The organism is Paenibacillus sp. FSL K6-1318 (assembly GCF_037976905.1).
GTDB classification, from domain to species: domain Bacteria; phylum Bacillota; class Bacilli; order Paenibacillales; family Paenibacillaceae; genus Paenibacillus; species Paenibacillus amylolyticus_A.
Genome location: NZ_CP150270.1, coordinates 4,362,765 through 4,384,322, shown reverse-complemented (window position 1 = coordinate 4,384,322; position 21,558 = coordinate 4,362,765). Strand labels below are relative to the sequence as shown.

Sequence of the window (21,558 nt, the reverse complement as noted above, 5' to 3'; positions counted from 1 at the left end):
CTATTCTGTTCTAGGCCTTCGCGATCAAAGGCGGTTTAATAACCCTATTGTATCGAATTTTAAGAGCAATTTCTAGTTTGTGAGTCAAACCTTGAAGGATGTTGTTAAGATTGTCATGTTTTGAACATACTACCTCGTAGAATCAGACCAAAAAATCGGGGCATAATGCGGCATTATCAACTGGATGAAGGAGAATATCGATGACAGAACGCAAGCATGAAGATACATCACAAGATGAAGGTCAACGTTCCAATGAGCGGCAGCAAAAAGACAAGGGCAGGCGCCCAACCCAAAGGCAAGGTCAAGCACACTACTACACCAAGCCATTTTCCTTTGCGTTAGAGCTTGGCTTCTTTGCCGGTTTTATCTGGGGTGGGCTACACTGGCTATTCTATCTGTTGCATTTTACAATTGTGCCGGTGGGATTTCTGGCCGAGCCTTTTTTCAAACATGAATATATATATACCGCAGCTGGTCATTTGACAGGCTGGCTGTTTTTTATCGTCTTTTCCATATTGGCATCCTTGCTCTACACGTTCACGATTCGAAAACTGAAAGGACCTATACCCGGCATGGTGTATGGAATCGTCTGGTGGCTGATTCTCTTTATACTGGTAGGACCAAAACTGGGGATGATGAAGCCATTGAACGATTTAACGTGGGATTCGATCATCACGGAACTCTGTTTCTTTTTGTTATGGGGGCTGTTCATTGGTTACACGGTAGCCATGGAGTACACGGATGAACGCAAACGCGAGCCGGAGCAAGCGGGGGCATAGCGCAAAAAAGCTTCTCAATCCGGCAATGCCTGTGTTAAAATAGCAGATGGTTATTTGCAGAGAGGGTGGAGCAGCGATGAAACGAATTATTGTGATCAATGGTCCGAACCTGAACATGCTTGGTGTACGTGAACCGGGCATCTATGGAACGCTTAGTCTGAAGGATATTGAGGACAAAATTCGCAGACAGGCTGATGAACTTGGCGTCTCCATCGCTTTTTATCAATCGAACCATGAAGGGGACATCATTGACCGCATTCATGCAGCGATGGGTGAGGCAGACGGAATCATACTGAATGCCGGAGCATTTACCCATTATAGCTATGCTATACGTGATGCAATCAATGCTGTAAAAGTCCCTACGGTGGAAGTACATCTATCCAACATTCATGCACGCGAAGCGTTCAGACATCATTCAGTGATTGCAGCGGAAACAATCGGGCAGATTGCCGGATTTGGCGAAGTAAGCTATGAACTGGGATTGCTGGCTCTTGTGCGTCATCTGGACAAACAAACCTGAGCCGGGAACCCGGGAATGTGAGAGAAAGAAGGGTTACCGATGGAAAACAAACGAGTAAATAAGTTGCGTGAAGCCATGCGTGAGCGTGAACTCGCAGCAATGCTGATTACAAACCCGATTAACCGTCGCTATATGACGGGCTTTACAGGCTCGGCGGGATATGTGCTGATTACGGAACAGGATGCATATTTGCTGACTGATTTCCGTTATATGTCACAAGCGCCTGGGCAAGCCAAAGGATTCACCGTTGTGGAGCATGGAGCTAAGCCGATGGATACGGTGCGCGAATTGCTGGCATCGGCGAATATCAAAGCAGTTGGCTTTGAGCAGGATAGTGTTACATTCGGCACGCACGCTGCTTATGCTGAAGCACTTCAGTCTATTGAACTGAAAGCTGTATCCGGAATCGTGGAACAACTTCGCATGTTCAAGGATCAAGACGAGATTGCGGTCATGCAGAGAGCAGCAGATCTGGCGGATGCCACGTTCAGCCACGTTTTGCAGTTTGCAAAACCAGGCATGACGGAGCGTGAAGTGGATCTGGAGATGGAGTTTTTCATGCGCAAGCATGGAGCAACGTCCTCTTCCTTCGACACGATTGTAGCATCGGGTGAACGTTCCGCTATGCCTCACGGTGTAGCGAGCAGCAAGGTCATCGGACAAAATGAGTTAATTACATTTGACTTCGGTGCACTTTTGGACGGATACTGTTCAGATCTGACACGTACCATTGCAACAGGCACACCTGTACCTGAACTGCGCAAAATTTATGACATTGTACTGGAAGCTCAGTTACATACGCTGGAGAACCTGAAACCGGGCATGACCGGACGGGAAGCAGATGCACTGGCTCGTGATATCATTGCAGGTCACGGATATGGAGATCAATTCGGACACAGCACAGGCCACGGTCTGGGTATGGAAGTTCACGAAGCTCCTCGCTTGTCCAAGCTTAGCGACGATGTATTGAAACCGGGTATGGTTGTTACCGTTGAACCGGGTATATATATTGACGGGCTTGGCGGCGTGCGTATCGAGGATGACGTAGTGATTACCGAGACGGGTATTCATATTCTCACGAAGTCGGACAAGAAGTTCACCGTAATCGGCTAAATTACAGCCACCAGGGATATAAGACGATCTTTAATATAAAGGTACAGGTTCTTGCTGATTGTTATGGACCATTGCAAAAGTAGTGAAGGGAGCGGAATCGATTCTGAAGAAGCGAAGCGCTCGCCTTTGTCTCCTCATTTTAAACCTTATTAAAATCTAGTCGGGAAAATGAGGAGACAACAGCGATCGGAGGAACGATCCGAATCCGTAACGGTCACATCGCACATGGTCATCAATTCAGAATAAACCCACCATTACATTAACCCATCGTCTTATATCACCTACTTTTCAACCATATCAGGAGGGATTTTTTGTGATTTCAGTAAACGATTTTAAAACAGGCTTGACCGTGCAAGTAGATAACGATATCTATACCGTGCTTGATTTCCAACACGTTAAACCAGGTAAAGGTGCTGCCTTTGTACGTTCCAAATTGAAAAACCTGCGTAATGGTAACACCGTTGAAAAAACATTCCGTGCAGGCGAAACCATTGGTCGTGCGATCATTGAAAACCGGGGCGTATCCTACCTGTATGCAAGCGGTACAGAGCACACGTTCATGGATAACGAAACGTATGACCAGTTCACATTGACTAGTGACCAACTGGAATGGGAATTGAACTTCCTGAAAGAAAACATGATCGTTAAGATCGTGAGCTACCAAGGTGAAATCCTCGGAATTGACTTGCCAACAAGCGTTGAGCTGAAAGTTATCGAGACTGAGCCAAGCGTTAAAGGTAACACTGCACAAGGCGCTACCAAAAATGCAAAAGTGGAAACAGGCTTGAACGTACAGGTTCCTTTGTTCATTAACGAAGGTGACGTTCTCCTGATTGATACACGTGAAGGTAAATACTCTTCCCGTGCGTAACTTTCACAACCTGTAAGCTACAAAAGGTTATTAACAGCCCTTTGCCATTCCTTTGGCAGAGGGTTTTTTCGAAAAAAGATTAGCCTATCAGTCGCTTTCGTAATATACTGGGTTAAAGTCATTTCTCGTAGAGAATAATGACGATGGACATCAATTATGCATACTGCACAAGGTAGGGAGTGGATTTGCGTTGTCATTGTACGTCATGAAATTTGGGGGCAGCTCGGTCGGAGATACTGAACGCATGAAGCGTGTAGCCGGACGTGTTGTAGAAAAAGCTGATGAAGGACATCGGTGTGTAGTCGTGGTTTCGGCCATGGGGGATACAACTGATGATTTGATTGATCAGGCAAAACAACTGAATAGTGATCTGCCTGCTCGTGAGATGGATATGCTCTTAACGACAGGAGAACAGATTTCGATCTCCTTGTTATCGATGGCTATTCAAGCGCTTGGACGGAAGGCAGTATCGTTTACGGGCTGGCAAGCAGGATTCCGCACAGAGCCGGTTCACGGAAAAGCACGTATTCATGATATTCATCCCGACCGTGTGAATGCAGCGCTTGCTGAAGGCAACATTGTTATTGTTGCAGGCTTCCAGGGCATGACGGAAGACGGCGAGATCACAACGCTGGGTCGTGGTGGTTCGGATACAACAGCTGTAGCGCTGGCTGCAGCCATTAAGGCTGATGCGTGTGAGATCTATACGGATGTAGACGGAATCTATTCTACAGACCCGCGGATCGTTAAGGTTGCGCGTAAACTGAAGGAAATATCGTATGACGAAATGCTGGAACTCGCTAATTTGGGAGCAGCGGTGCTGCATCCGCGTGCAGTAGAGTACGCGAAGCATTCCGGTGTACCTTTAATTGTAAGATCCAGCTTTAACCATAATGAAGGAACGGTTGTGAAGGAGGAAGCAGCAATGGAACAAGGCGTAGTGGTTAGTGGGATTGCCTATGACAAAAACGTGGCTCGCATCAGTATTTTGGGTGTGCCGGATGTACCAGGAGTTCTGGCTGAAGTATTTGGTGCGCTTGCATCCAATCAGCTGGATGTGGACATTATCGTTCAGAGCGGAGTGATGGATGGCAAAGCGGATTTCTCGTTCTCTGTTGCGCTGTCTGATCGTGAGAACGCATTGCGTGTCATTGAAGGCCTTCACAGCCGCTTGCCTTACCGTGAAGTCACATCTGAAGAGAACCTCGTTAAAATCTCCATTGTTGGCGCAGGCATGGTTAGTCACCCGGGTGTAGCTGCCAAGATGTTCAAAGTCATTTCCGCTGAGGGCGTGAGCATCAAGATGGTGAGCACTTCCGAGATCAAAGTATCTTGTGTCATTGACGGAGATAAGCTGCATGACGTTATTAAGGCATTGCATACAGCTTATGATCTCGACACTGCTGAGCAAGCCGTTATTGGTGGACCTCAAGATCGCAGATAACAATTTTCTGCATATGCAAACATAGCAAAGGTGTACTGTTGCCAACGGGCAGCAGTGCACCTTTTTTGTTTTTCTCATAGTCATTCTCACAGCAACTTGAATATCTTTCCCCCGCGTATGCCTCTATAAGGTTGCATGCGGTTCCCTTCCCCCATCTCGGGAACACAATCCAGCAGATTTAATTGAGAGCAATATGAAATGTCATGAACCCTGCCTAACTTTTCAAGTCTACGCCCGCTAACAGATCCCTGCACCAGCTCCGGGATGCTCTCCTGACATTGGGATACCGCCTGATAAAGTACTATGCCGAGATCATTTAGTTGGATGGGAGAACAGGATTGACGGTGCAGTTCGTCGATGATACATCCAGCACACAAGGCGTCCTCCAGTGCAAATTCATCCTGATTCCCTGCACATAACAGCAATACATCTCGTTGAAGTTCGCACAGAACTGCTGCGACAGCCCTGACATTGAGAAATGATCCAGCTAGTACATGTTTCGCCCTGGAAGCTTTGATCAAGGCTCGGGTTCCATCGGTTGTAGTCAGTATGATCGTTTTATCTGCAATGTCCTCAGTCATATATTCATAGGGGGAGTTACCCACCTCGAATCCGGTAATTTTTTTGTCAAAACGCTCCCCGCCTCGAATGCAATCTTTCACTTCCATCTGCTTGGCTTGCGGAACCGTCTCTACGGCAATCACAGCCGCAGCATCATGCGCCAGGGCCGTAACAATCGTGCTGGTCGTACACAATACATCAATAACAACCGCACTTCGCCCTGCAATATCAATGGTACGTACTTCATTCACATTGCCTACCACATCAACTCGCACTCCCCACAACTCCTTTCTGTATCTGGGGATCGGTAGTTCTTTTTGAAGCTGAATGGAACTTACCTATCTGCAATTACTATATGCATGCACATCTAGACGGGTGCCTAGAACAGGAGGTGCATCTATGGTTTTAACTCTCAACCGTATTCTGAAGAAATGATAGATTTCAGCGTCATAAATTAAATGTACAGGCATAAACTTGAGATATGAACAAGCGCCAGAAGCGTGAACCATATGATCTCAAGGTTGGAGGAGCCTACTCATGAAGGTGAACTGGAAGGAACTTTTTCCGGAACCGATCCGAACTATTCTCGGAAGAATGCCACCCGCTCTGTTGGAACAAGTGGAGGAAGTACGTATTCGTGAAGGCAGACCCCTGGAGATTAATGCAGGCAACACATACCACTTCCTGACACCTCAAGGTAGCCCGACAGGGAAACCGGAAGAAGCGTATGTTCCTCAGAAAGAGGTGACTCACAGGTTGCTGGATCTGATCAGTAACCATTCACTTTATACATTGGAAGAGGAACTGCGCAAAGGGTTCATCACCATACCCGGGGGACATCGAATTGGACTTGCTGGCCGAACGGTACTAAGTGGTGGGCGTGTCGAATACCTGCGCGACATCAACGGATTTAACGTTCGGGTAGCGCGTGAGGTACATGGAGTGGCTGATCGTATCCTTCCTTATCTTCTCGATATGAAGAGCGGACAGGTCTTCCATACATTGATCCTTTCACCGCCTCAACAAGGGAAAACGACGTTACTGCGAGATCTGGCGAGACAAATTAGCAGTGGTACGAAGCTTACAGGGGGCAGTGAACTGGTTCAGGGAATACGTCCGCGTCTGAAAGTGGGCATTGTGGATGAAAGGTCCGAAATCGCCGGGAGCTACAAAGGAGTACCTGGATTCGACGTAGGCCCACGAACAGATGTCATGGACGGTTGTCCGAAGGCTGAGGGCATGATGATGATGCTTCGCTCCATGTCGCCCGATGTCCTCATTGTGGACGAGATCGGTCGTCCAGAGGATGCTGAGGCGGTGATGGAAGCCCTGCATGCAGGCGTCTCTGTGATCGCGACTGCTCATGGCCGTGACCTATCGGAGTTGTCGGCCAGGCCCGCGCTCAGAACCTTAATTGCGGAGCAGATGTTTCAACGTTATGTCCAGCTGCAACGGACGAGCCGGGGCATGACCTTTCGGCTGGCTGATGGCAAAATGCGTGTGTTGCAGCAGACCGGGGCAGGAGGTGAAGCCTTTGGTTAACATGCTTGGTGCGGTAATTATTCTGTTAGCCAGCACTCTCGCCGGTTTTTACAAGGCCAGACAATATGCATTAAGACCGAGACAGTTGCGAGAACTCATTGCTGCCCTCCAGCGACTAATGACGGAGATTAACTATGGGCTCACTCCCCTTCCCGATGCCATGGGCAAGATGGGAGCCCAGACCAAAGAACCTGTAAAGACGCTGTTCCTTCATGCAGCCACACAGATGGAACCTCCTCATGGACTCACTGCCCGGGAAAGTCTGCAGTCAGGTGTGGATCTGGTGTGGGGGAGATCGGCCATGAAGGCTGACGAGCGGGAAGTCATGCTGCAATTAAGCTTCAGCCTTGGCACAAGTGACCGTCAGGATCAGACCAAACATATATCGTTAGCCATTCAACAACTAATGCATGAGGAATCCCGTGCCCAGGCTGATCAAATGAAATATGAACGAATGAGTCGAAGCCTCGGGATGCTTGTCGGAGCGTTAATCGTCATTCTGATCTTCTGAAATAGCCGGGATAGTGAGGTGCCAAGGTCATGAATCTAGAAGTGAACGCAATCTTTCAAATTGCGGGTATCGGAATCATTATTGCCATGATTCACACGGTACTGAAACAAATGGGAAAGGAAGATATGGCTCACTGGGTGACCGTAATCGGATTTGTCGTTGTATTGTTCATGGTGGTCCGTATGCTGGACAGCCTGCTACAAGAGATCAAATCGATATTTCTTTTTCAATGAAAAACGGTCATGAAGCCGGATGGTGGTGACCTGTGGAAATTATCCAAGTTGTAGGTTTGGCGCTCATCGCAACAGTGCTCATTCTGGTCATTAAGGAACAGAAGCCGATGTTTGCTTTTCTGATTGCTGCTGCGACTGGCATTGTGATCTTCATGCTGTTGATTGGCAAGATCGGTGCAGTCATCGAAGTGTTGAAGCGGCTAGCTGAGAATTCAGGCATGGAGAGTATTTATCTGAAAACGGTGCTGAAAATTATTGGCATAGCGTACATTGCTGAATTTGGCGCACAGATCGTCAGGGATGCAGGCCAGGAGAGCATTGCGTCCAAGATTGAACTGGCTGGTAAGGTGTTAATCCTCGTACTTGCTATACCGATCATCAGCATTATTATCGAAACCGTCATGAAGCTGATGCCGGTGTAGAAGGGGCGTGCGGACTTCATATGAAATCAATGCATCATAAGCCGCGATGGCGCCTTACGGTTGTGCTGATGCTCTGTTTTCTGTTCGGTATCCTGGGACAGGTTACTGCAAGCTCGCCTTCCGGCGAGTGGATGGAGCAGCAGGCCGATCAGCTTCCCAAGGATCAGGTGGAGAAATACTGGGATCAACTGATGCAACAATACGGTGGTTTCTTCCCGGATGGGAAAACCCCTTCCTTCATGGATATGTTAATCCCCGGCAATGAAGGATTCAGCCTGAAATCGGTGTTTGTAGCCATAGGAACCTTCATGCTGCATGAAATTTTATATAATGGCAAGCTTCTGGTCACGATTGTGATGTTAAGCGTACTCAGCATGATCCTGGAGACCCTTCAGACCGCATTTGAGAAAAATAATATTAGCAAAATCGCCTACTCCATCTGTTACATGGTCATCATCATCATTGCGATTAACAGCTTCAGTGTGGCGATTGGATACGCCAAGGATGCCATAACCGGCATGATCAACTTTATGATGGCGATGGTACCGTTGTTATTCACACTGCTCGCGTCCATGGGTAACGTCATCACCGTCTCCGTGACTCATCCACTCATCATTTTCATGATCCATCTGGTGAGTACATTGATTCACATGCTGGTATTTCCGCTACTCTTCTTCTCGGCTGTTTTGCATCTCGTCAGTTCATTGTCTGACAAGTACAAGCTGACACAACTGGCAGACCTCCTGCGCAATATTAGCGTGGCGCTACTGGGTATCCTGCTTACGATGTTTCTCGGTGTAATCTCGGTTCAGGGAGCATCGGGATCGGTAGCGGATGGGGTCAGTCTGAAAGCCGCCAAATACATCGCAGGCAACTTTGTTCCTGTCGTGGGCAGAACATTTGCCGATGCGACGGACACGGTAATTACAGCTTCTTTACTAGTTAAAAATGCAATTGGACTCACCGGGGTGATCATCATTCTGTTTCTATGTGCCTTTCCGGCACTCAAGATTCTGGCTCTTGCCTTGATATATAACGTCACCGGTGCCATCATGCAACCGCTAGGAGACACACCGATTGTAGGATGCCTACAAGCCATTGGCAAGAGCATGATCTACGTATTTGCAGCGCTGGCAGCCGTTGGGCTGATGTTTTTCTTGGCAATCACCATCCTGCTGACTGCAGGGAATCTGACTGTCATGATGCGCTGAATGTATGTTGGCAAGAAAGGGGTTGGAAAAGGATGGGGTGGCTGAGCAACTGGCTCCAGGAATTGATCATGATCGTTCTGCTGGCGACTTTCGTGGATATGCTGTTGCCCAATCGATCCATGGAACGTTATGTCAAGCTTGTGCTGAGCCTTCTCATCCTGCTGACCCTTTTATCACCGATAACAAAGCTCCTCAGAAGTGATCCGGTTGGCGAGCTGAAACGCGCAATGACGGCAATGGACGCTCCATCGGATGGGAATGCAACGCTCGAACAGATTCTGGCTCAGGGCAAGCGGCTGCAAGCGGGCGAACAGGAACAATCCCTGCAATGGACAGCGAAAGAACTGGCTAATGTCATGAAAGGCCAGATTGAAGAAACAACAGGAGCAAAGGTTCGGTCCGTAGAGGTACAGCTGGCAATGAGTAAGTATGAAACGAAAATGGAAGCCGCCTCGTCAGTCGAACTACCTGTGATCCAGCGTGTGGTAGTCGAGATGGCAGGAGAGGATGCAGGAGAAGAAGTGAAGTCAAGGCAGCAAGAAATTGCTGCAAATACACAGCCCATATTCGGAACAGACACAGAATCAGAGAAGGATGAATCGCAGCTAACACAGCAGCCCATCCAGATTGGTCAGATTGAAGTGCCTGATGTACAGGTTGATGTGAGTAAAAGTCAACATGATGGAAATGAAGTGCCTTCCGATCCTGTTATACGAGATCAGGCGGATGAGACGAAGCAGGAAGGTGAGACATCCACAAGGTCCAAACATGCGGTGCAGATTATTACTTTGTTGACTGAAAAGTGGGATGTTGATGCGAACAAAGTTCAAGTGAAAGAACCGAAAAGTGCTGAAGTGCTCTGAGAAGGAGGGTGTCCGATGAAACAATGGTTCAAAAAGATGGAAACCTGGATGGGTGGCGGGGAAGGCGGGGCAAGGCGGAGCCAAACCTTCCGTTGGCTGATTATCCTCGGTTTGATCGGAGTGGGAATCATGCTGTTCAATTCCTTCGTGAATGTCAAAAAAATTGATTCCGAAAATATCGGTCGTGAACCACCGGACCCGGCAACATCCATGGCATCCATACAGAGTGCTCCGATGGATCAGAACCCTTTTCAGGCAATCGAAATTGCATTTGAGGACAAAATCAAAAGTGTGCTGGAAAACATTGTTGGTGTGGGAACGGTGGATGTAATGGTTACCGTGGATTCCACAGAGGAACTGGTCGTTCAGCGGAACGTGAAGGATTCTCAGCAACTTACCGAAGAAACGGATGCTAACGGGGGCAAGCGGCATATGACGCAATATACCCGCGATGGCGAGATTATTACGTACGAAATATCAGGGGATCAGACACCTATAGTGACCAAAAAGCTCAAACCGCAGATTCGTGGGGTGCTTGTGGTTGCGAGGGGTGCAGAGAACAAGGTTGTGAAGGACCTGATAACTGATGCTGTGGAAAAAGGACTGAATGTAGCAGCCTACCGGATCTCGGTTGTACCGCGCAAACAAGACTAATCGGGTGTGATGAATCACAAGATTCAATTCTCATAAGATTGAAGCCAATTTGAGGAGGAAGTTCTAATGAATAACAAACGTCAAACGGTATGGCTCGTTTCCATGCTGAGTCTGATGGTCATTTTGTCCGCGTATTATCTGTTCACTGAGGATTCCGGTCCAGTCAATGCACCGGTGGCTGACAGTCAGCAAGTCGATGGAATCAAGCAAGGGGAAGCAAAGGAGACAGCAGGCATTCTTGATCCAACAGAAGGTTTGGTTGTGAATGAAGTGGTGAATAGCGGCGAAGTTGAAAGTGATCCAAGTGCGGCTGGCGCTGTGGAAGAACCGGCGGCTACGGAAGGTAAAGAAACTGGAAATACAGAGAAAACACCTGCTGTCGAATCAGGCGAGAATAAGGGTGAAGCAGGCAAAGAAGCTGACAAAGAAACCGACAAAGGTGCAGCAACTACACCAGAGACGGAAGGTCAGACAGAAGGCACTGCAACGAAGACGGACGAGGAAGTCCTTAAGGAAATGGAAGAGCAGAATACGACAGCATCTGCGAGCAGCCAGTTCCAGAACTACCAGTGGCAACGTGAGGAAAGCAACAATCGCAAGTATGAGGAACTGATGACCGTCGCAGGTGATCTGAGCAAAACGCCAGAGGAAAATGCCAAAGCAACGGAGCAACTTCGTACACTGGAAGAAAAAGAAGCTAAAATCACTGGCATTGAGGAGACGCTCTCTCAACAGTTCGCCAATGCGATCGTTCAAGAAGATGCCGACAAGTATAAAGTTGTGGTCCTCAGTGACAAACTGGATGTAAAACAGGCGGTATCCATTGTGGATCTGGTCATGAAAGAATTGGCTGTTTCCCAGAACAAAATCAGTGTTCAATACGTTACAGAACAGTAATCCAAATCATGGAAATGCAGTCCCGGGAGCTGGTTGTACTCTCGGGCTCTTTCCATTTTTAACGATTATGATATAATACATAAAGCCATATGACCGTCCTAGTGAGACTGGCATGATGCCGAAGGAGTGAATAATGGAAATGTTTAAATTGAGTGAGATCAAAGAACTGATCAAACTGGTAGATGAAAGTTCCGTTCAAGAGTTGGAAATTGAAAATGAAGGATCACGGTTATCGATCCGCAAACCGGGCAAAACGGAGTATGTTCAAGCAGCTGCTGTGCAACCGCAAATGATTGCTGCTCCGCAAGTACAGCCGGCAGCAGTGGTAAGTGAAGCTGCACCGCAGGTCGATACTACAAGTCATTTACATAAAATTGTATCTCCGATGGTAGGTACTTTTTACAGAGCTTCCTCGCCGGAAGCGGGTCCTTTTGTGAGCGCTGGTGATAAAGTTGTTGAGAAAACAACGGTATGTATCATCGAAGCTATGAAGCTGATGAACGAGCTTGATGCTGACATCAAGGGAGAAATCGTTGAAGTGCTGGTTGAGAACGGACAGCTGGTCGAGTACGGACAGCCCCTTTTCCTGGTGAAACCGGAATAACCGTTATAGCTGGTTAACAGCTAACCGCATGAGCTTCGAAGGAGGACAAAACGAAATGAAATTTCAAAAAATACTGATTGCGAACCGTGGAGAGATTGCGGTACGTATTATTCGTGCCTGCCGCGAAATCGGCATCTCAACGGTAGCTGTCTATTCGGAAGCAGATAAGGATTCTCTGCATGTTCGTCTTGCAGATGAGGCTTACTGTATCGGACCGACACTGTCGAAGGACAGTTACCTCAACTTCACCAACCTGATGAGTGTAGCTACGCTGACGGAATGTGATGCAATCCACCCTGGATACGGTTTTTTGGCGGAGAATGCTGATTTTGCAGAAATCTGTGGTTCCTGCAACATCACATTCATCGGGCCTTCACCTGAAGCCATTACCAAAATGGGGGACAAGGCTGTTGCCAAACAAACGATGAAAGATGCAGGAGTACCTGTTATTCCTGGATCAGACGGTCTTGTTGAAAATATGGATGAAGCCATCATGATTGCTAGAGATATCGGATATCCTATCATTATCAAAGCTACTGCTGGTGGCGGAGGTAAGGGAATTCGTATCGCCGAAGATGAAGAAACGCTGATTAAGCAAATTACCGCTGCTCAGCAGGAAGCACAAAAGGCATTTGGCAATGCAGGTGTATATCTGGAGAAATTCCTGACAGGTATGAAACACGTGGAAATTCAGATCATTGCTGATAAACACGGAAATGCAGCACACTTAGGAGAGCGTGATTGCTCGGTTCAGCGTCGTCGCCAGAAATTGGTAGAAGAAGCTCCTTGTCCGATCCTCTCCGAAGATGTGCGCACACTGATGGGGGAAGCTGCGGTACGGGCAGCCCTTGCTGTGGATTACTCGGGAGCGGGTACATTGGAGTTCCTGCTCAGCCCGAATGGCGAATTCTATTTCATGGAGATGAATACGCGTATTCAGGTAGAGCATCCGGTAACCGAGATGGTTACTGGCGTGGATCTGATCCGTGAGATGATCTCGGTAGCTGAAGGCAATCCACTTTCATTCCGTCAGGAAGACGTGGTTATCAATGGCTGGGCCATTGAATGTCGTATCAATGCAGAAGATCCGGACCGTAACTTCATGCCATCACCAGGCAAAATCGGATTCTACCTTGCACCGGGAGGACCGGGCGTGCGTGTAGATAGTGCTGCTTATCCCGGTTATACTATTTCACCTTTCTACGACTCCATGATCGCGAAGTTGATTGTGTGGGGGGCGAATCGTGAAGAAGCGATTGCCAAGATGAAACGTGCGCTTGGGGAATTTGCCATTGAAGGCATATCCACAACAATCCCTTTCCATCAAAAATTGCTGGAGCACCCAACGTTCATTCGTGGTGACTTTGATATCAAATTCCTTGAGGAAAACGAGATTTAAAAGGTATATTGGGCTTGTTTGTCATAATGTAGCCCAAATGATATAGTATGAATAATAAGAGCGCATGTCTCCTGCAAAGGATAAGCCCGCACCTCGCGGATGTTTGCAGGAGTTCCGGTAAAGCCGGACCGGAAGGGTTCTGAGGGTTGATTGACCTGAGTCCAGCGCCCTGACGGATGGCCGCAAACTTATCTCGCGAAAGGTGTGTTGAACAGTTATGAGTACACTACCGACTGAATTTGAACGAACGGATATCGGTGAAATCCAGATCGCACCTGAAGTTATTGAAGTGATTGCTGGATTGGCGACCCTTGAAGTGAAAGGTGTTGCAGGCATGAGTGGCGGATTCGCTGGCGGATTTGCTGAATTGCTTGGTCGCAAAAACCTTTCCAAAGGCGTTAAAGTTGAAGTAGGCCAACGTGAAGCTGCAGTTGATGTTTCCGTAATTATCGAGTACGGATACCGTCTGCCACAGGTGGCTACGGAGATTCAACAGAACGTGAAACGTTCCATCGAGAACATGACAGGCTTGAATGTGAATGAAGTGAATGTGCACATTCATGACGTTCAGTTCAAGAGCACCGAGAAAGTGGAAGAAATCGACCTGAACAGTCAGCGCGTAAAATAAAAGAAGACAGATTCCCCCGGCATCAACTGCCGGGGGTTATCCCGTCTTGGACAGGTCTTCATGATAGCGAAAGCTAGATGAGGATCTGATTTTTTGCTAGTGAACAGGTAAGTAATGTTAGTGAGCAAGGGAGGCTGTGCAGTTCGTGGCTAAAATACTGGATCGGCTTCTGTTGTTTATATACAGCATAAGCGTTGGAGCAATATCGGCAGCCGTCATTCTTCTGATCAGCGGTGTGCTGCCTTACGAATTGAATTACCAGCAGGAACAAAACGTTATTGTTGCGTCGGTTATTGCAGCAGCGATTTTGTTTATCCTGAGTTTGCGATTTTTCTACATCTCGGTTCGGCGTGAGCGTGCATCGTTGCCGTCTGTGGATCAACGTACTGAGTTTGGTGATGTACAGATTTCGATGGAGACGATTGAGAATCTCTGTTTGAAGGCGACTTCCCGTTTCCGGGGAGTACGTGATGTCAAGGCACGCATACGTGTGGTTGAGTCAGGACTGGAGATTATGATCCGTGCGGTAGTGGATGGAGAGACACCTATTCCTGCGCTGACTTCTGATCTGCAAAAGGCGATACATGATCATGTGCAAGAGATTACGGGCATCCCGGTATCTTTTGTCACGGTGTATATCGCTAATGTAACCCAGTCGCCTAACTACAAGAGTCGAGTGGAATGAGGTGAGTTTCACTGATGCTGTGGAAAGAGATTTGGGATAGTCACAAAGGCCGAATTACCGGAATTATCGGCGGCATCTTTTTTGGATTTCTTTATGTATGGATCGGTTTTTGGGATATGTTGTTCTTTGCACTCTTGGTGTTCATCGGTTATACGTTAGGCAGACGAAGCGATTCGAAGCTGGGTTCGTCCATTCCCTGGAGGGAGTGGGGACAATGGCTCGGCGATCGCTGGCGTCCGTTTAAGTGACCTGCCTGAACCCTGCAATATGTTTCTTCCGAAAATAGAGCTGTAGTTTAGGTTGCCCGTTTTTTGGAGGAAACGTATTGCAGGTTTTTTTGTGAAAAGGGATAACAATAACAATACCGTGGAAGCCATCGATCTATCCGATACAGGATATGATGTGATGGTTGCATGATTTTAAAATAAGCATGATGACGCTCCAGACGGAGCGCTGCAGGAGGCAGGACATGAAAAGACGTTTGGCAAGGGAAATTGCAGTACAAAGTCTGTATCAGATGGAAATGAATGAGGTAGGCGCAGCAGAAGCTGTGAACATGCTGATCAATGAAGCCGCTGAAGATAATGAAACCGAAGTGGTTATCCGCGATGAAGATGTAATGCGTACCTATGTTACTGAGATTGTACAAGGAGCCTGGAACAATAAAGAAGCGATTGACGGGCTGCTCGTGGATTATTTGAAAGGTTGGCAGATCAGCCGTCTGTCACGTGTAGATCGCCAGATTCTACGACTGTCTACGTATGAAATGGTGTTCCGTGATGACATTCCGGCAAAGGTATCCGTCAATGAAGCGATTGAACTGTCCAAATATTTTGGCACAGATGAATCCGGCAAGTTCGTCAATGGCGTACTTGGACGCATGATTCAGGAAGTTGACGCTATTAAAGCAAAATTATCTTAAATTATGATTAACTATAGTGCGTGTTCAAAAGGACCGGTTTTCAGTACCCTTCGTAATCAAAAGCGGTTTTTTTGAACAACCTCTAAATTTATATTCACATAAGGGAGAGAGAGTACAATGACAGCATCTATTATTAACGGTAAAGAAGTATCCCAAGAGATCCGCGCAAGCATGACAACAGAAGTAAAACAGCTTAGCGAACAGGGGGTAGTACCTGGTCTGGCTGTTGTGCTCGTCGGCGAAGATCCGGCATCCCAAGTATATGTGCGTAATAAAGAAAAAGCATGTCATGACCTCGGATTCTACTCCGAAGTGCATCGCTTGGATGCAAACACGTCCCAAGAAGATCTGCTCTCGCTGGTGGACAAGCTAAACAATCAAGAATCCATTAACGGAATTTTGGTTCAACTTCCACTACCGAAGCATATCGAAGAGAAAGCGGTCATTGATGCGATTGCCGTGGATAAAGATGTAGACGGATTCCACCCAGTGAATGTAGGTAATCTTGTCATTGGAGACGATAGTCTGCTTCCATGTACTCCGGCTGGTGTAATCGAACTGATCAAGCGAACTGGACTGGAAATGTCCGGTAAACATGCGGTAGTCATCGGAAGAAGCAATATTGTCGGCAAACCGGTATCCCTGTTGCTCCAACGTGAGAATGCAACGGTAACCATGTGTCATTCCCGTACCGCCAACATGAAAGAAATTACACGCCAGGCGGACATTCTGGTTGTAGCCATCGGCCGTGCTAATTTTGTGGATGCTGATTTTGTGAAACCGGGTGCTGTTGTTATCGATGTCGGCATGAACCGTTTGGAGAATGGCAAACTGGCAGGAGACGTTGATTTCGAGAGCGTGAAAGAAGTTTCTGGTCCAATTACACCCGTTCCTGGTGGTGTTGGTCCGATGACAATCACAATGCTAATGCAAAATACATTGATCGCTGCCAAGCGCGCTCACGGATTGGCCTAGGGTTTTGTCTGTGGCAGATCAAAAGATCTACTCCATCAAAGACCTGAACCGATACATCCGGATGAAACTGGAATCGGATCAGGTCCTGTCGGACGTCTGGCTGCGCGGGGAGATTTCGAACTTTACACATCACTCCAGCGGCCATATGTATTTTACATTGAAGGACAAGGACAGCCGTATTAAGTCGATTATGTTCGCGTCCCATAACCAGCGATTACCCTTTGTACCGAAGGAGGGTGCAAGGGTTATTGCTCGTGGTAATGTCTCGGTGTATGAACGGGATGGGCAGTATCAATTCTACGCTACCCATATGCAACCGGACGGGATTGGGAGTCTGTATCTGGCTTACGAACAGCTGAAGAAAAAGCTCGAGGATGAAGGGTTATTTTCACCTTCGCGAAAAAGACAGATCCCACGTTATCCACAGACCATTGGTGTTGTAACTTCACCGACGGGAGCGGCGGTGCGGGATATCATGATCACACTCCAACGCAGATACCCTTCTGCCAAAGTTGTTTTGTATCCGGTTCTGGTTCAAGGCAAAGGTGCAGCACCTTCCATCGTCAAAGCGATTGGCAACCTGAACCGGATGGGAGAAGCTGACGTACTTATCGTTGGACGCGGAGGCGGTTCACTGGAGGAATTGTGGGCGTTCAATGAGGAGATTGTTGCAAGAGCAATAGTCGCTTCGGATATTCCTGTCATTTCTGCGGTTGGGCACGAAACGGACTTCACTATTGCTGATTTTGCAGCCGATTTGCGTGCGGCTACACCTACAGCAGCTGCGGAATTAGCTGTACCTAATCGAGCTGAGTTGCTCGATCAGATTGGACAACGTCAGCGCCAGTTACAGCACAGCTTACGTCAGCGTGCTGTACATAATCGTGAACGGCTCGCAAGATTACAGCGTTCGCCAGTGCTGGTTCATCCAAGACGTACCTTGATGCAGCATACGGAACGTCTGGATATGATGCATCAACGGCTTTTGAGAACAGTGGATACGCGTATGAAATGGACGGGAGAGAAGCAGGAGCGTCTGCGGGCAGCACTGCAACGATTCAATCCTCGTGAGCAGGTCAATGCAGCACGCCGTGAAACTACGGCAGCACGCAGACAACTGGAACTTGCGATCAGGTCCATAACCAGATCGAAACAGCAACAGTGGAAATCATCTGTGCGGCATCTGGATGCGCTTAGCCCGCTTAAAGTCATGTCACGGGGATACAGCCTTGTCTATGACGAGCAAGAACAGCGATTGATCAAGTCGACGAAGGATGTACAGCCTGGAGATTCAATCAAGATTAAATTAACAGACGGACAGCTGGACTGTCAGGTTTGGGGAATGAAGGAGGACGACAATACCCATGGCGAATGAACCGGAATTGAATTTTGAAGAGGCAATGGCGGCATTGGAAGACATTGTAGGTCAGCTTGAGCATGGTGATGTTCCGTTGGAACAGGCCATCGATCTGTTTCAGCGCGGGATGAAACTTTCGCAACTTTGCGGTCTGAAGCTGGAACAAGTGGAACGCAAGATCGAGATGATCGTAGAAGAAGATGGAGAGCTTCGCAAGAAGCCCTTCGGAACTGCTGACGATGAGAGCGGTGAAGTCCATGAGTAATCGTCCTTCGTTTCAAGCATACCTTGAGGAGGTCACAGCTGAGGTGACAGAAGAGTTGAAACACACTCTTCCCGATCACTGGGATGTACCCCAATCGCTGACGGATGCGATGCAGTACTCACTTATGGCCGGAGGCAAACGCCTTCGTCCTCTTCTAGTCGTTGCTGCGGCGGAAGCCTTCGGTGCACAGCGTACAGCTGCAATGCCGGTAGCCTGCGCCGTGGAGATGGTTCATACGTATTCACTGATCCACGACGACCTGCCTGCTATGGATAATGATGATTACCGCAGGGGAAAATTAACGAATCATAAGGTATATGGTGAAGCAACCGCCATATTGGCGGGCGATGCGTTGCTAACTCATGCTTTTTATAGCATTGTTCAAGCGGGTCGTCGCAGTGGTGTGACGGCAGATGCGTTGCTGTCCATCGTAGAGGACATGTCCGAACTTGCTGGAGCAAGAGGCATGGTCGGCGGCCAAGTCGCGGATATGGAAGGCGAGCAAGGCATGACCGATCTCTCACAGCTCCAATATATCCATTTGCACAAAACGGGTGATCTGATTGTTTTCTCCCTCATTGCTGGAGCACGAATTGGTGGAGCAACGGAAGGACAATTGGAAGCCTTGCGTGTGTTTGGTCGTGATCTGGGGCTGGCGTTCCAGATTCAGGATGATATTCTCGACCTGACGGGCGACGAGCAAAAGATGGGTAAGAAAACACAGAGCGATGTGAATCAGCAGAAGGTAACATATCCTTATTTTATTGGCATGGAGGCTTCTGTGGCTGAGGTTAAATCCCTTACTCAATCTGCAAAAGATGCACTTGAAAGAGCGGAGTTACCTGATGCATCCAGATTGCTGGAAATTGCGGATTATCTGATGAGTCGAGACCATTAGATTCTGATGGTGCGCTGTTTCAAAACCTGTGTAATCGTGTAATGAATGTAATGTCCTTTTTCTGAGTGGATGGAAAAAGTCTGTCCCGAGTGGATGCGGGAATACATATGAGAAGGATTCTATATAACTTACTGGCGAAAATGCTCGTTATCAGGAGTATAGTGCAGTAAATTATGATTCTTGTTCTTTTATGTTATAATGATTTAATGTCATTTGATTCATAATGTATATATGGATTTACAACAACAATCAAACAATCTAGGAAAGCGGGGAGATTCTCGTGCTGCTTCCACAAATTAAACAACCCAGTGATCTAAAGTCGATGTCTCAGGATGATCTTGCGCTTTTGTCGGCAGAGATCCGGCAGTTTCTGATTGAGAAGCTGTCCGTTACAGGGGGGCATCTTGCACCCAACTTAGGAGTGGTTGAGCTCACGGTAGCCCTGCATTACTGCTATAACAGTCCAGCAGACAAAATGATTTTCGATGTAGGGCATCAGGCTTATGTGCATAAAGTCCTGACAGGGCGTATGGATCGCTTTGATACATTGCGTCAACATAACGGCCTGTGCGGGTTTGTCAAACGCAACGAAAGTGAACATGATGTATGGGAAGCTGGACACAGCAGTACATCATTGTCCGCTGCGATGGGGATGGCCCTTGCACGTGATCTGAAGGGTGAGGACAATCAAGTCATCGCGATGATTGGTGATGGAGCGCTTACAGGTGGTATGGCTTTTGAAGCCCTCAATCACATTGGTCATGAGCAGAGAAAACTGATGGTTATTCTGAATGATAATGAAATGTCCATTGCTCCAAACGTTGGGGCCATGCATAAATATTTGAGCAAAATTCGTTCGGATCGTCATTATCTGAAAGCGAAAGATGATGTCGAGGGAATGCTTAAAAAAATCCCTGCCATTGGGGACCGTTTGGCGAAATCAGCAAGCTGGATCAAAGACAGTGTCAAATATATGATGGTACCAGGTGTTCTTTTTGAAGAACTGGGCTTCACGTATTTGGGACCGATTGATGGGCATGATATTCCCAAATTGATCGAAACCTTCAAACAGGCGGATAACGTGGATGGACCAGTGCTCGTTCATGTGCTTACAACCAAAGGCAAAGGTTATCAACCAGCAGAAGCCGATTCGCACAAGTGGCACGGGATTTCTCCGTACAAAATTGAATCCGGTCAAGTGCTGAAGGCAGTGGGGAAACCGATGTACACGGAAGTGTTCGGTCAAACCTTGATTGATCTTGCGAAGCAGGATAAGCGGATCGTAGCTGTAACGCCAGCAATGCCTACAGGATCAGGTCTTATTCCGTTCAGTAAGGAATTTCCGGATCGCATGATTGACGTTGGTATCGCAGAACAGCATGCGGCGACCATGTGTGCTGCACTGGCTATGGAAGGCTTGAAGCCGGTCTTTGCCGTGTATTCTACGTTTATGCAACGTGCTTATGATCAGATTGTGCATGATATTTGCCGTCATAACGCCAACGTGATGTTTGCTATTGACCGTGCGGGGTTTGTTGGTCCGGATGGAGAAACACATCAAGGGGTATACGATGTGGCATTTATGCGACATATTCCAAATATCGTTCTGATGATGCCGAAAGACGAAAACGAATTGCGTCATATGATGAAAACGGCGCTTGATTATAATGAAGGTCCAATTGCATACCGTTATCCACGAAACAATGTGGTGGGGGTACCTCTGGATGATGTGCTTGTTCCAATACCAATTGGAACATGGGAGCAACTCCGTCCATCCGAAGGATATGCTGTCATCGCTTCAGGCTCGATGGTGCAACTTGCAGAAGAAGCAGCGGAGATGGTGAAACGGGAAGGTATTACAGCAGGCGTAATCAACGCTCGCTTCCTCAAACCTCTGGATGAGCAAATGCTGCGTGATTTGGCTGTTCGAGGCACCAAATTGATTGTAATTGAAGAAACTTCCCAAGCGGGTAGCATGGGCAGTGCGGTACTGGAGTTCTATGCAGAACAGGGATTGCATGATGTACATGTACAGCTGATGGGGATTCCGGATCGCTTCATCGAGCATGGCAGTATTAAGGAACAACGTGAGGAAGTAGGTCTTACCGTTGAGAATGTATGTGCTGAACTGCGCAACATGGCTGTTCAATCATCTTACGGCATGCCCAAAACACGTTTTCCTTCGTAAATTTACTTGATAGGAG

The 21,558-nt window shown here is 47.7% G+C and carries 25 protein-coding genes; 24 read left to right on the top strand and 1 reads right to left on the bottom strand.

Going from position 1 to position 21,558, the window contains the following annotated elements; all coding sequences use genetic code 11:
• Window positions 1–200 precede the first annotated feature (200 nt).
• The 5 genes from NYE45_RS19400 to NYE45_RS19380 all read left to right on the top strand — a co-directional run bounded on the left by NYE45_RS19400 (window position 201) and on the right by NYE45_RS19380 (window position 4,727).
• On the top strand, window positions 201–779 hold the full coding sequence (locus NYE45_RS19400; RefSeq protein WP_340013656.1) for a YqhR family membrane protein: 579 nt from the start codon (window positions 201–203) through the stop codon (window positions 777–779).
• A gap of 76 nt (window positions 780–855) precedes the next feature.
• Complete coding sequence (gene aroQ / locus NYE45_RS19395) at window positions 856–1,299, top strand: type II 3-dehydroquinate dehydratase (RefSeq protein WP_062835278.1); 444 nt, start codon at window positions 856–858, stop codon at window positions 1,297–1,299.
• A gap of 39 nt (window positions 1,300–1,338) precedes the next feature.
• Window positions 1,339–2,412 (top strand): Xaa-Pro peptidase family protein, encoded by a 1,074-nt coding sequence (locus NYE45_RS19390; protein ID WP_340013655.1) that lies wholly within the window; start codon window positions 1,339–1,341, stop codon window positions 2,410–2,412.
• Between the two features lie 313 nt (window positions 2,413–2,725).
• Window positions 2,726–3,283, top strand: coding sequence for an elongation factor P (gene efp / locus NYE45_RS19385; protein ID WP_307534644.1), 558 nt, complete (start codon window positions 2,726–2,728; stop codon window positions 3,281–3,283).
• Between the two features lie 190 nt (window positions 3,284–3,473).
• Window positions 3,474–4,727, top strand: coding sequence for an aspartate kinase (locus tag NYE45_RS19380; protein ID WP_145148911.1), 1,254 nt, complete (start codon window positions 3,474–3,476; stop codon window positions 4,725–4,727).
• Window positions 4,728–4,813: 86 nt separating this feature from the next.
• Here NYE45_RS19380 and NYE45_RS19375 read toward each other — a convergent pair whose 3' ends face one another.
• A complete protein-coding gene (locus NYE45_RS19375) occupies window positions 4,814–5,563 on the bottom strand; it encodes a 2-phosphosulfolactate phosphatase (RefSeq protein ID WP_340013654.1) in 750 nt (249 codons plus the stop codon).
• A 262-nt stretch (window positions 5,564–5,825) separates the two neighbouring features.
• Between NYE45_RS19375 and spoIIIAA the strand changes: the two genes are divergently transcribed.
• The 19 genes from spoIIIAA (at window position 5,826) to dxs (ending at window position 21,542) form a co-directional block, all read left to right on the top strand.
• Complete coding sequence (spoIIIAA, locus tag NYE45_RS19370; RefSeq protein ID WP_340013653.1) at window positions 5,826–6,830, top strand: stage III sporulation protein AA; 1,005 nt, start codon at window positions 5,826–5,828, stop codon at window positions 6,828–6,830.
• Window positions 6,823–7,341, top strand: a complete 519-nt coding sequence (gene spoIIIAB, locus NYE45_RS19365; RefSeq protein WP_340013652.1) for a stage III sporulation protein SpoIIIAB — start codon at window positions 6,823–6,825, stop codon at window positions 7,339–7,341. The genes spoIIIAA and spoIIIAB overlap by 8 nt, the downstream gene beginning before the upstream one ends.
• Before the next feature lie 29 nt (window positions 7,342–7,370).
• Window positions 7,371–7,574 (top strand): stage III sporulation protein AC, encoded by a 204-nt coding sequence (spoIIIAC, locus tag NYE45_RS19360; RefSeq protein ID WP_017687585.1) that lies wholly within the window; start codon window positions 7,371–7,373, stop codon window positions 7,572–7,574.
• A 32-nt stretch (window positions 7,575–7,606) separates the two neighbouring features.
• Window positions 7,607–7,996 (top strand): stage III sporulation protein AD, encoded by a 390-nt coding sequence (spoIIIAD, locus tag NYE45_RS19355; protein ID WP_017687586.1) that lies wholly within the window; start codon window positions 7,607–7,609, stop codon window positions 7,994–7,996.
• A gap of 20 nt (window positions 7,997–8,016) precedes the next feature.
• Window positions 8,017–9,207 carry a stage III sporulation protein AE gene (gene spoIIIAE, locus NYE45_RS19350; protein WP_339166408.1) on the top strand — a complete coding sequence of 397 codons (1,191 nt, stop codon included), beginning with the start codon at window positions 8,017–8,019 and terminating at the stop codon, window positions 9,205–9,207.
• A 32-nt stretch (window positions 9,208–9,239) separates the two neighbouring features.
• On the top strand, window positions 9,240–10,070 hold the full coding sequence (spoIIIAF, locus tag NYE45_RS19345) for a stage III sporulation protein AF (RefSeq protein WP_340013651.1): 831 nt from the start codon (window positions 9,240–9,242) through the stop codon (window positions 10,068–10,070).
• Window positions 10,071–10,085: 15 nt separating this feature from the next.
• Window positions 10,086–10,724, top strand: a complete 639-nt coding sequence (gene spoIIIAG / locus NYE45_RS19340) for a stage III sporulation protein AG (protein WP_062835270.1) — start codon at window positions 10,086–10,088, stop codon at window positions 10,722–10,724.
• Between the two features lie 66 nt (window positions 10,725–10,790).
• Window positions 10,791–11,621, top strand: coding sequence for a SpoIIIAH-like family protein (locus NYE45_RS19335; protein WP_340013650.1), 831 nt, complete (start codon window positions 10,791–10,793; stop codon window positions 11,619–11,621).
• 139 nt (window positions 11,622–11,760) lie between these two features.
• On the top strand, window positions 11,761–12,225 hold the full coding sequence (accB, locus tag NYE45_RS19330; RefSeq protein ID WP_036614903.1) for an acetyl-CoA carboxylase biotin carboxyl carrier protein: 465 nt from the start codon (window positions 11,761–11,763) through the stop codon (window positions 12,223–12,225).
• A 55-nt stretch (window positions 12,226–12,280) separates the two neighbouring features.
• Window positions 12,281–13,624: an acetyl-CoA carboxylase biotin carboxylase subunit gene (gene accC / locus NYE45_RS19325; protein ID WP_062835268.1), complete on the top strand. Its 1,344-nt coding sequence runs from the start codon at window positions 12,281–12,283 to the stop codon at window positions 13,622–13,624.
• A 217-nt stretch (window positions 13,625–13,841) separates the two neighbouring features.
• The gene (locus tag NYE45_RS19320; protein ID WP_017687593.1) at window positions 13,842–14,252 is read left to right on the top strand and encodes an Asp23/Gls24 family envelope stress response protein; all 411 of its coding nucleotides are present in this window, start codon (window positions 13,842–13,844) and stop codon (window positions 14,250–14,252) included.
• Window positions 14,253–14,397: 145 nt separating this feature from the next.
• The gene (amaP, locus tag NYE45_RS19315; RefSeq protein ID WP_017687594.1) at window positions 14,398–14,937 is read left to right on the top strand and encodes an alkaline shock response membrane anchor protein AmaP; all 540 of its coding nucleotides are present in this window, start codon (window positions 14,398–14,400) and stop codon (window positions 14,935–14,937) included.
• Window positions 14,938–14,951: 14 nt separating this feature from the next.
• Entirely contained in the window at window positions 14,952–15,185 is a 234-nt protein-coding gene (locus NYE45_RS19310) for a DUF2273 domain-containing protein (protein WP_339307188.1), read from the top strand.
• 221 nt (window positions 15,186–15,406) lie between these two features.
• Window positions 15,407–15,859: a transcription antitermination factor NusB gene (gene nusB, locus NYE45_RS19305; RefSeq protein WP_340013649.1), complete on the top strand. Its 453-nt coding sequence runs from the start codon at window positions 15,407–15,409 to the stop codon at window positions 15,857–15,859.
• Window positions 15,860–15,976: 117 nt separating this feature from the next.
• Complete coding sequence (folD, locus tag NYE45_RS19300) at window positions 15,977–16,834, top strand: bifunctional methylenetetrahydrofolate dehydrogenase/methenyltetrahydrofolate cyclohydrolase FolD (protein WP_076333254.1); 858 nt, start codon at window positions 15,977–15,979, stop codon at window positions 16,832–16,834.
• A gap of 10 nt (window positions 16,835–16,844) precedes the next feature.
• Window positions 16,845–18,209, top strand: coding sequence for an exodeoxyribonuclease VII large subunit (xseA, locus tag NYE45_RS19295; RefSeq protein ID WP_340013648.1), 1,365 nt, complete (start codon window positions 16,845–16,847; stop codon window positions 18,207–18,209).
• Window positions 18,199–18,456: an exodeoxyribonuclease VII small subunit gene (gene xseB, locus NYE45_RS19290; RefSeq protein WP_017687599.1), complete on the top strand. Its 258-nt coding sequence runs from the start codon at window positions 18,199–18,201 to the stop codon at window positions 18,454–18,456. Before xseA ends, xseB begins: the two co-directional genes overlap by 11 nt.
• Complete coding sequence (locus tag NYE45_RS19285) at window positions 18,431–19,354, top strand: polyprenyl synthetase family protein (RefSeq protein WP_082762803.1); 924 nt, start codon at window positions 18,431–18,433, stop codon at window positions 19,352–19,354. Before xseB ends, NYE45_RS19285 begins: the two co-directional genes overlap by 26 nt.
• A 280-nt stretch (window positions 19,355–19,634) precedes the next feature.
• Window positions 19,635–21,542, top strand: a complete 1,908-nt coding sequence (gene dxs, locus NYE45_RS19280; protein ID WP_340013647.1) for a 1-deoxy-D-xylulose-5-phosphate synthase — start codon at window positions 19,635–19,637, stop codon at window positions 21,540–21,542.
• Window positions 21,543–21,558: the final 16 nt, after the last annotated feature.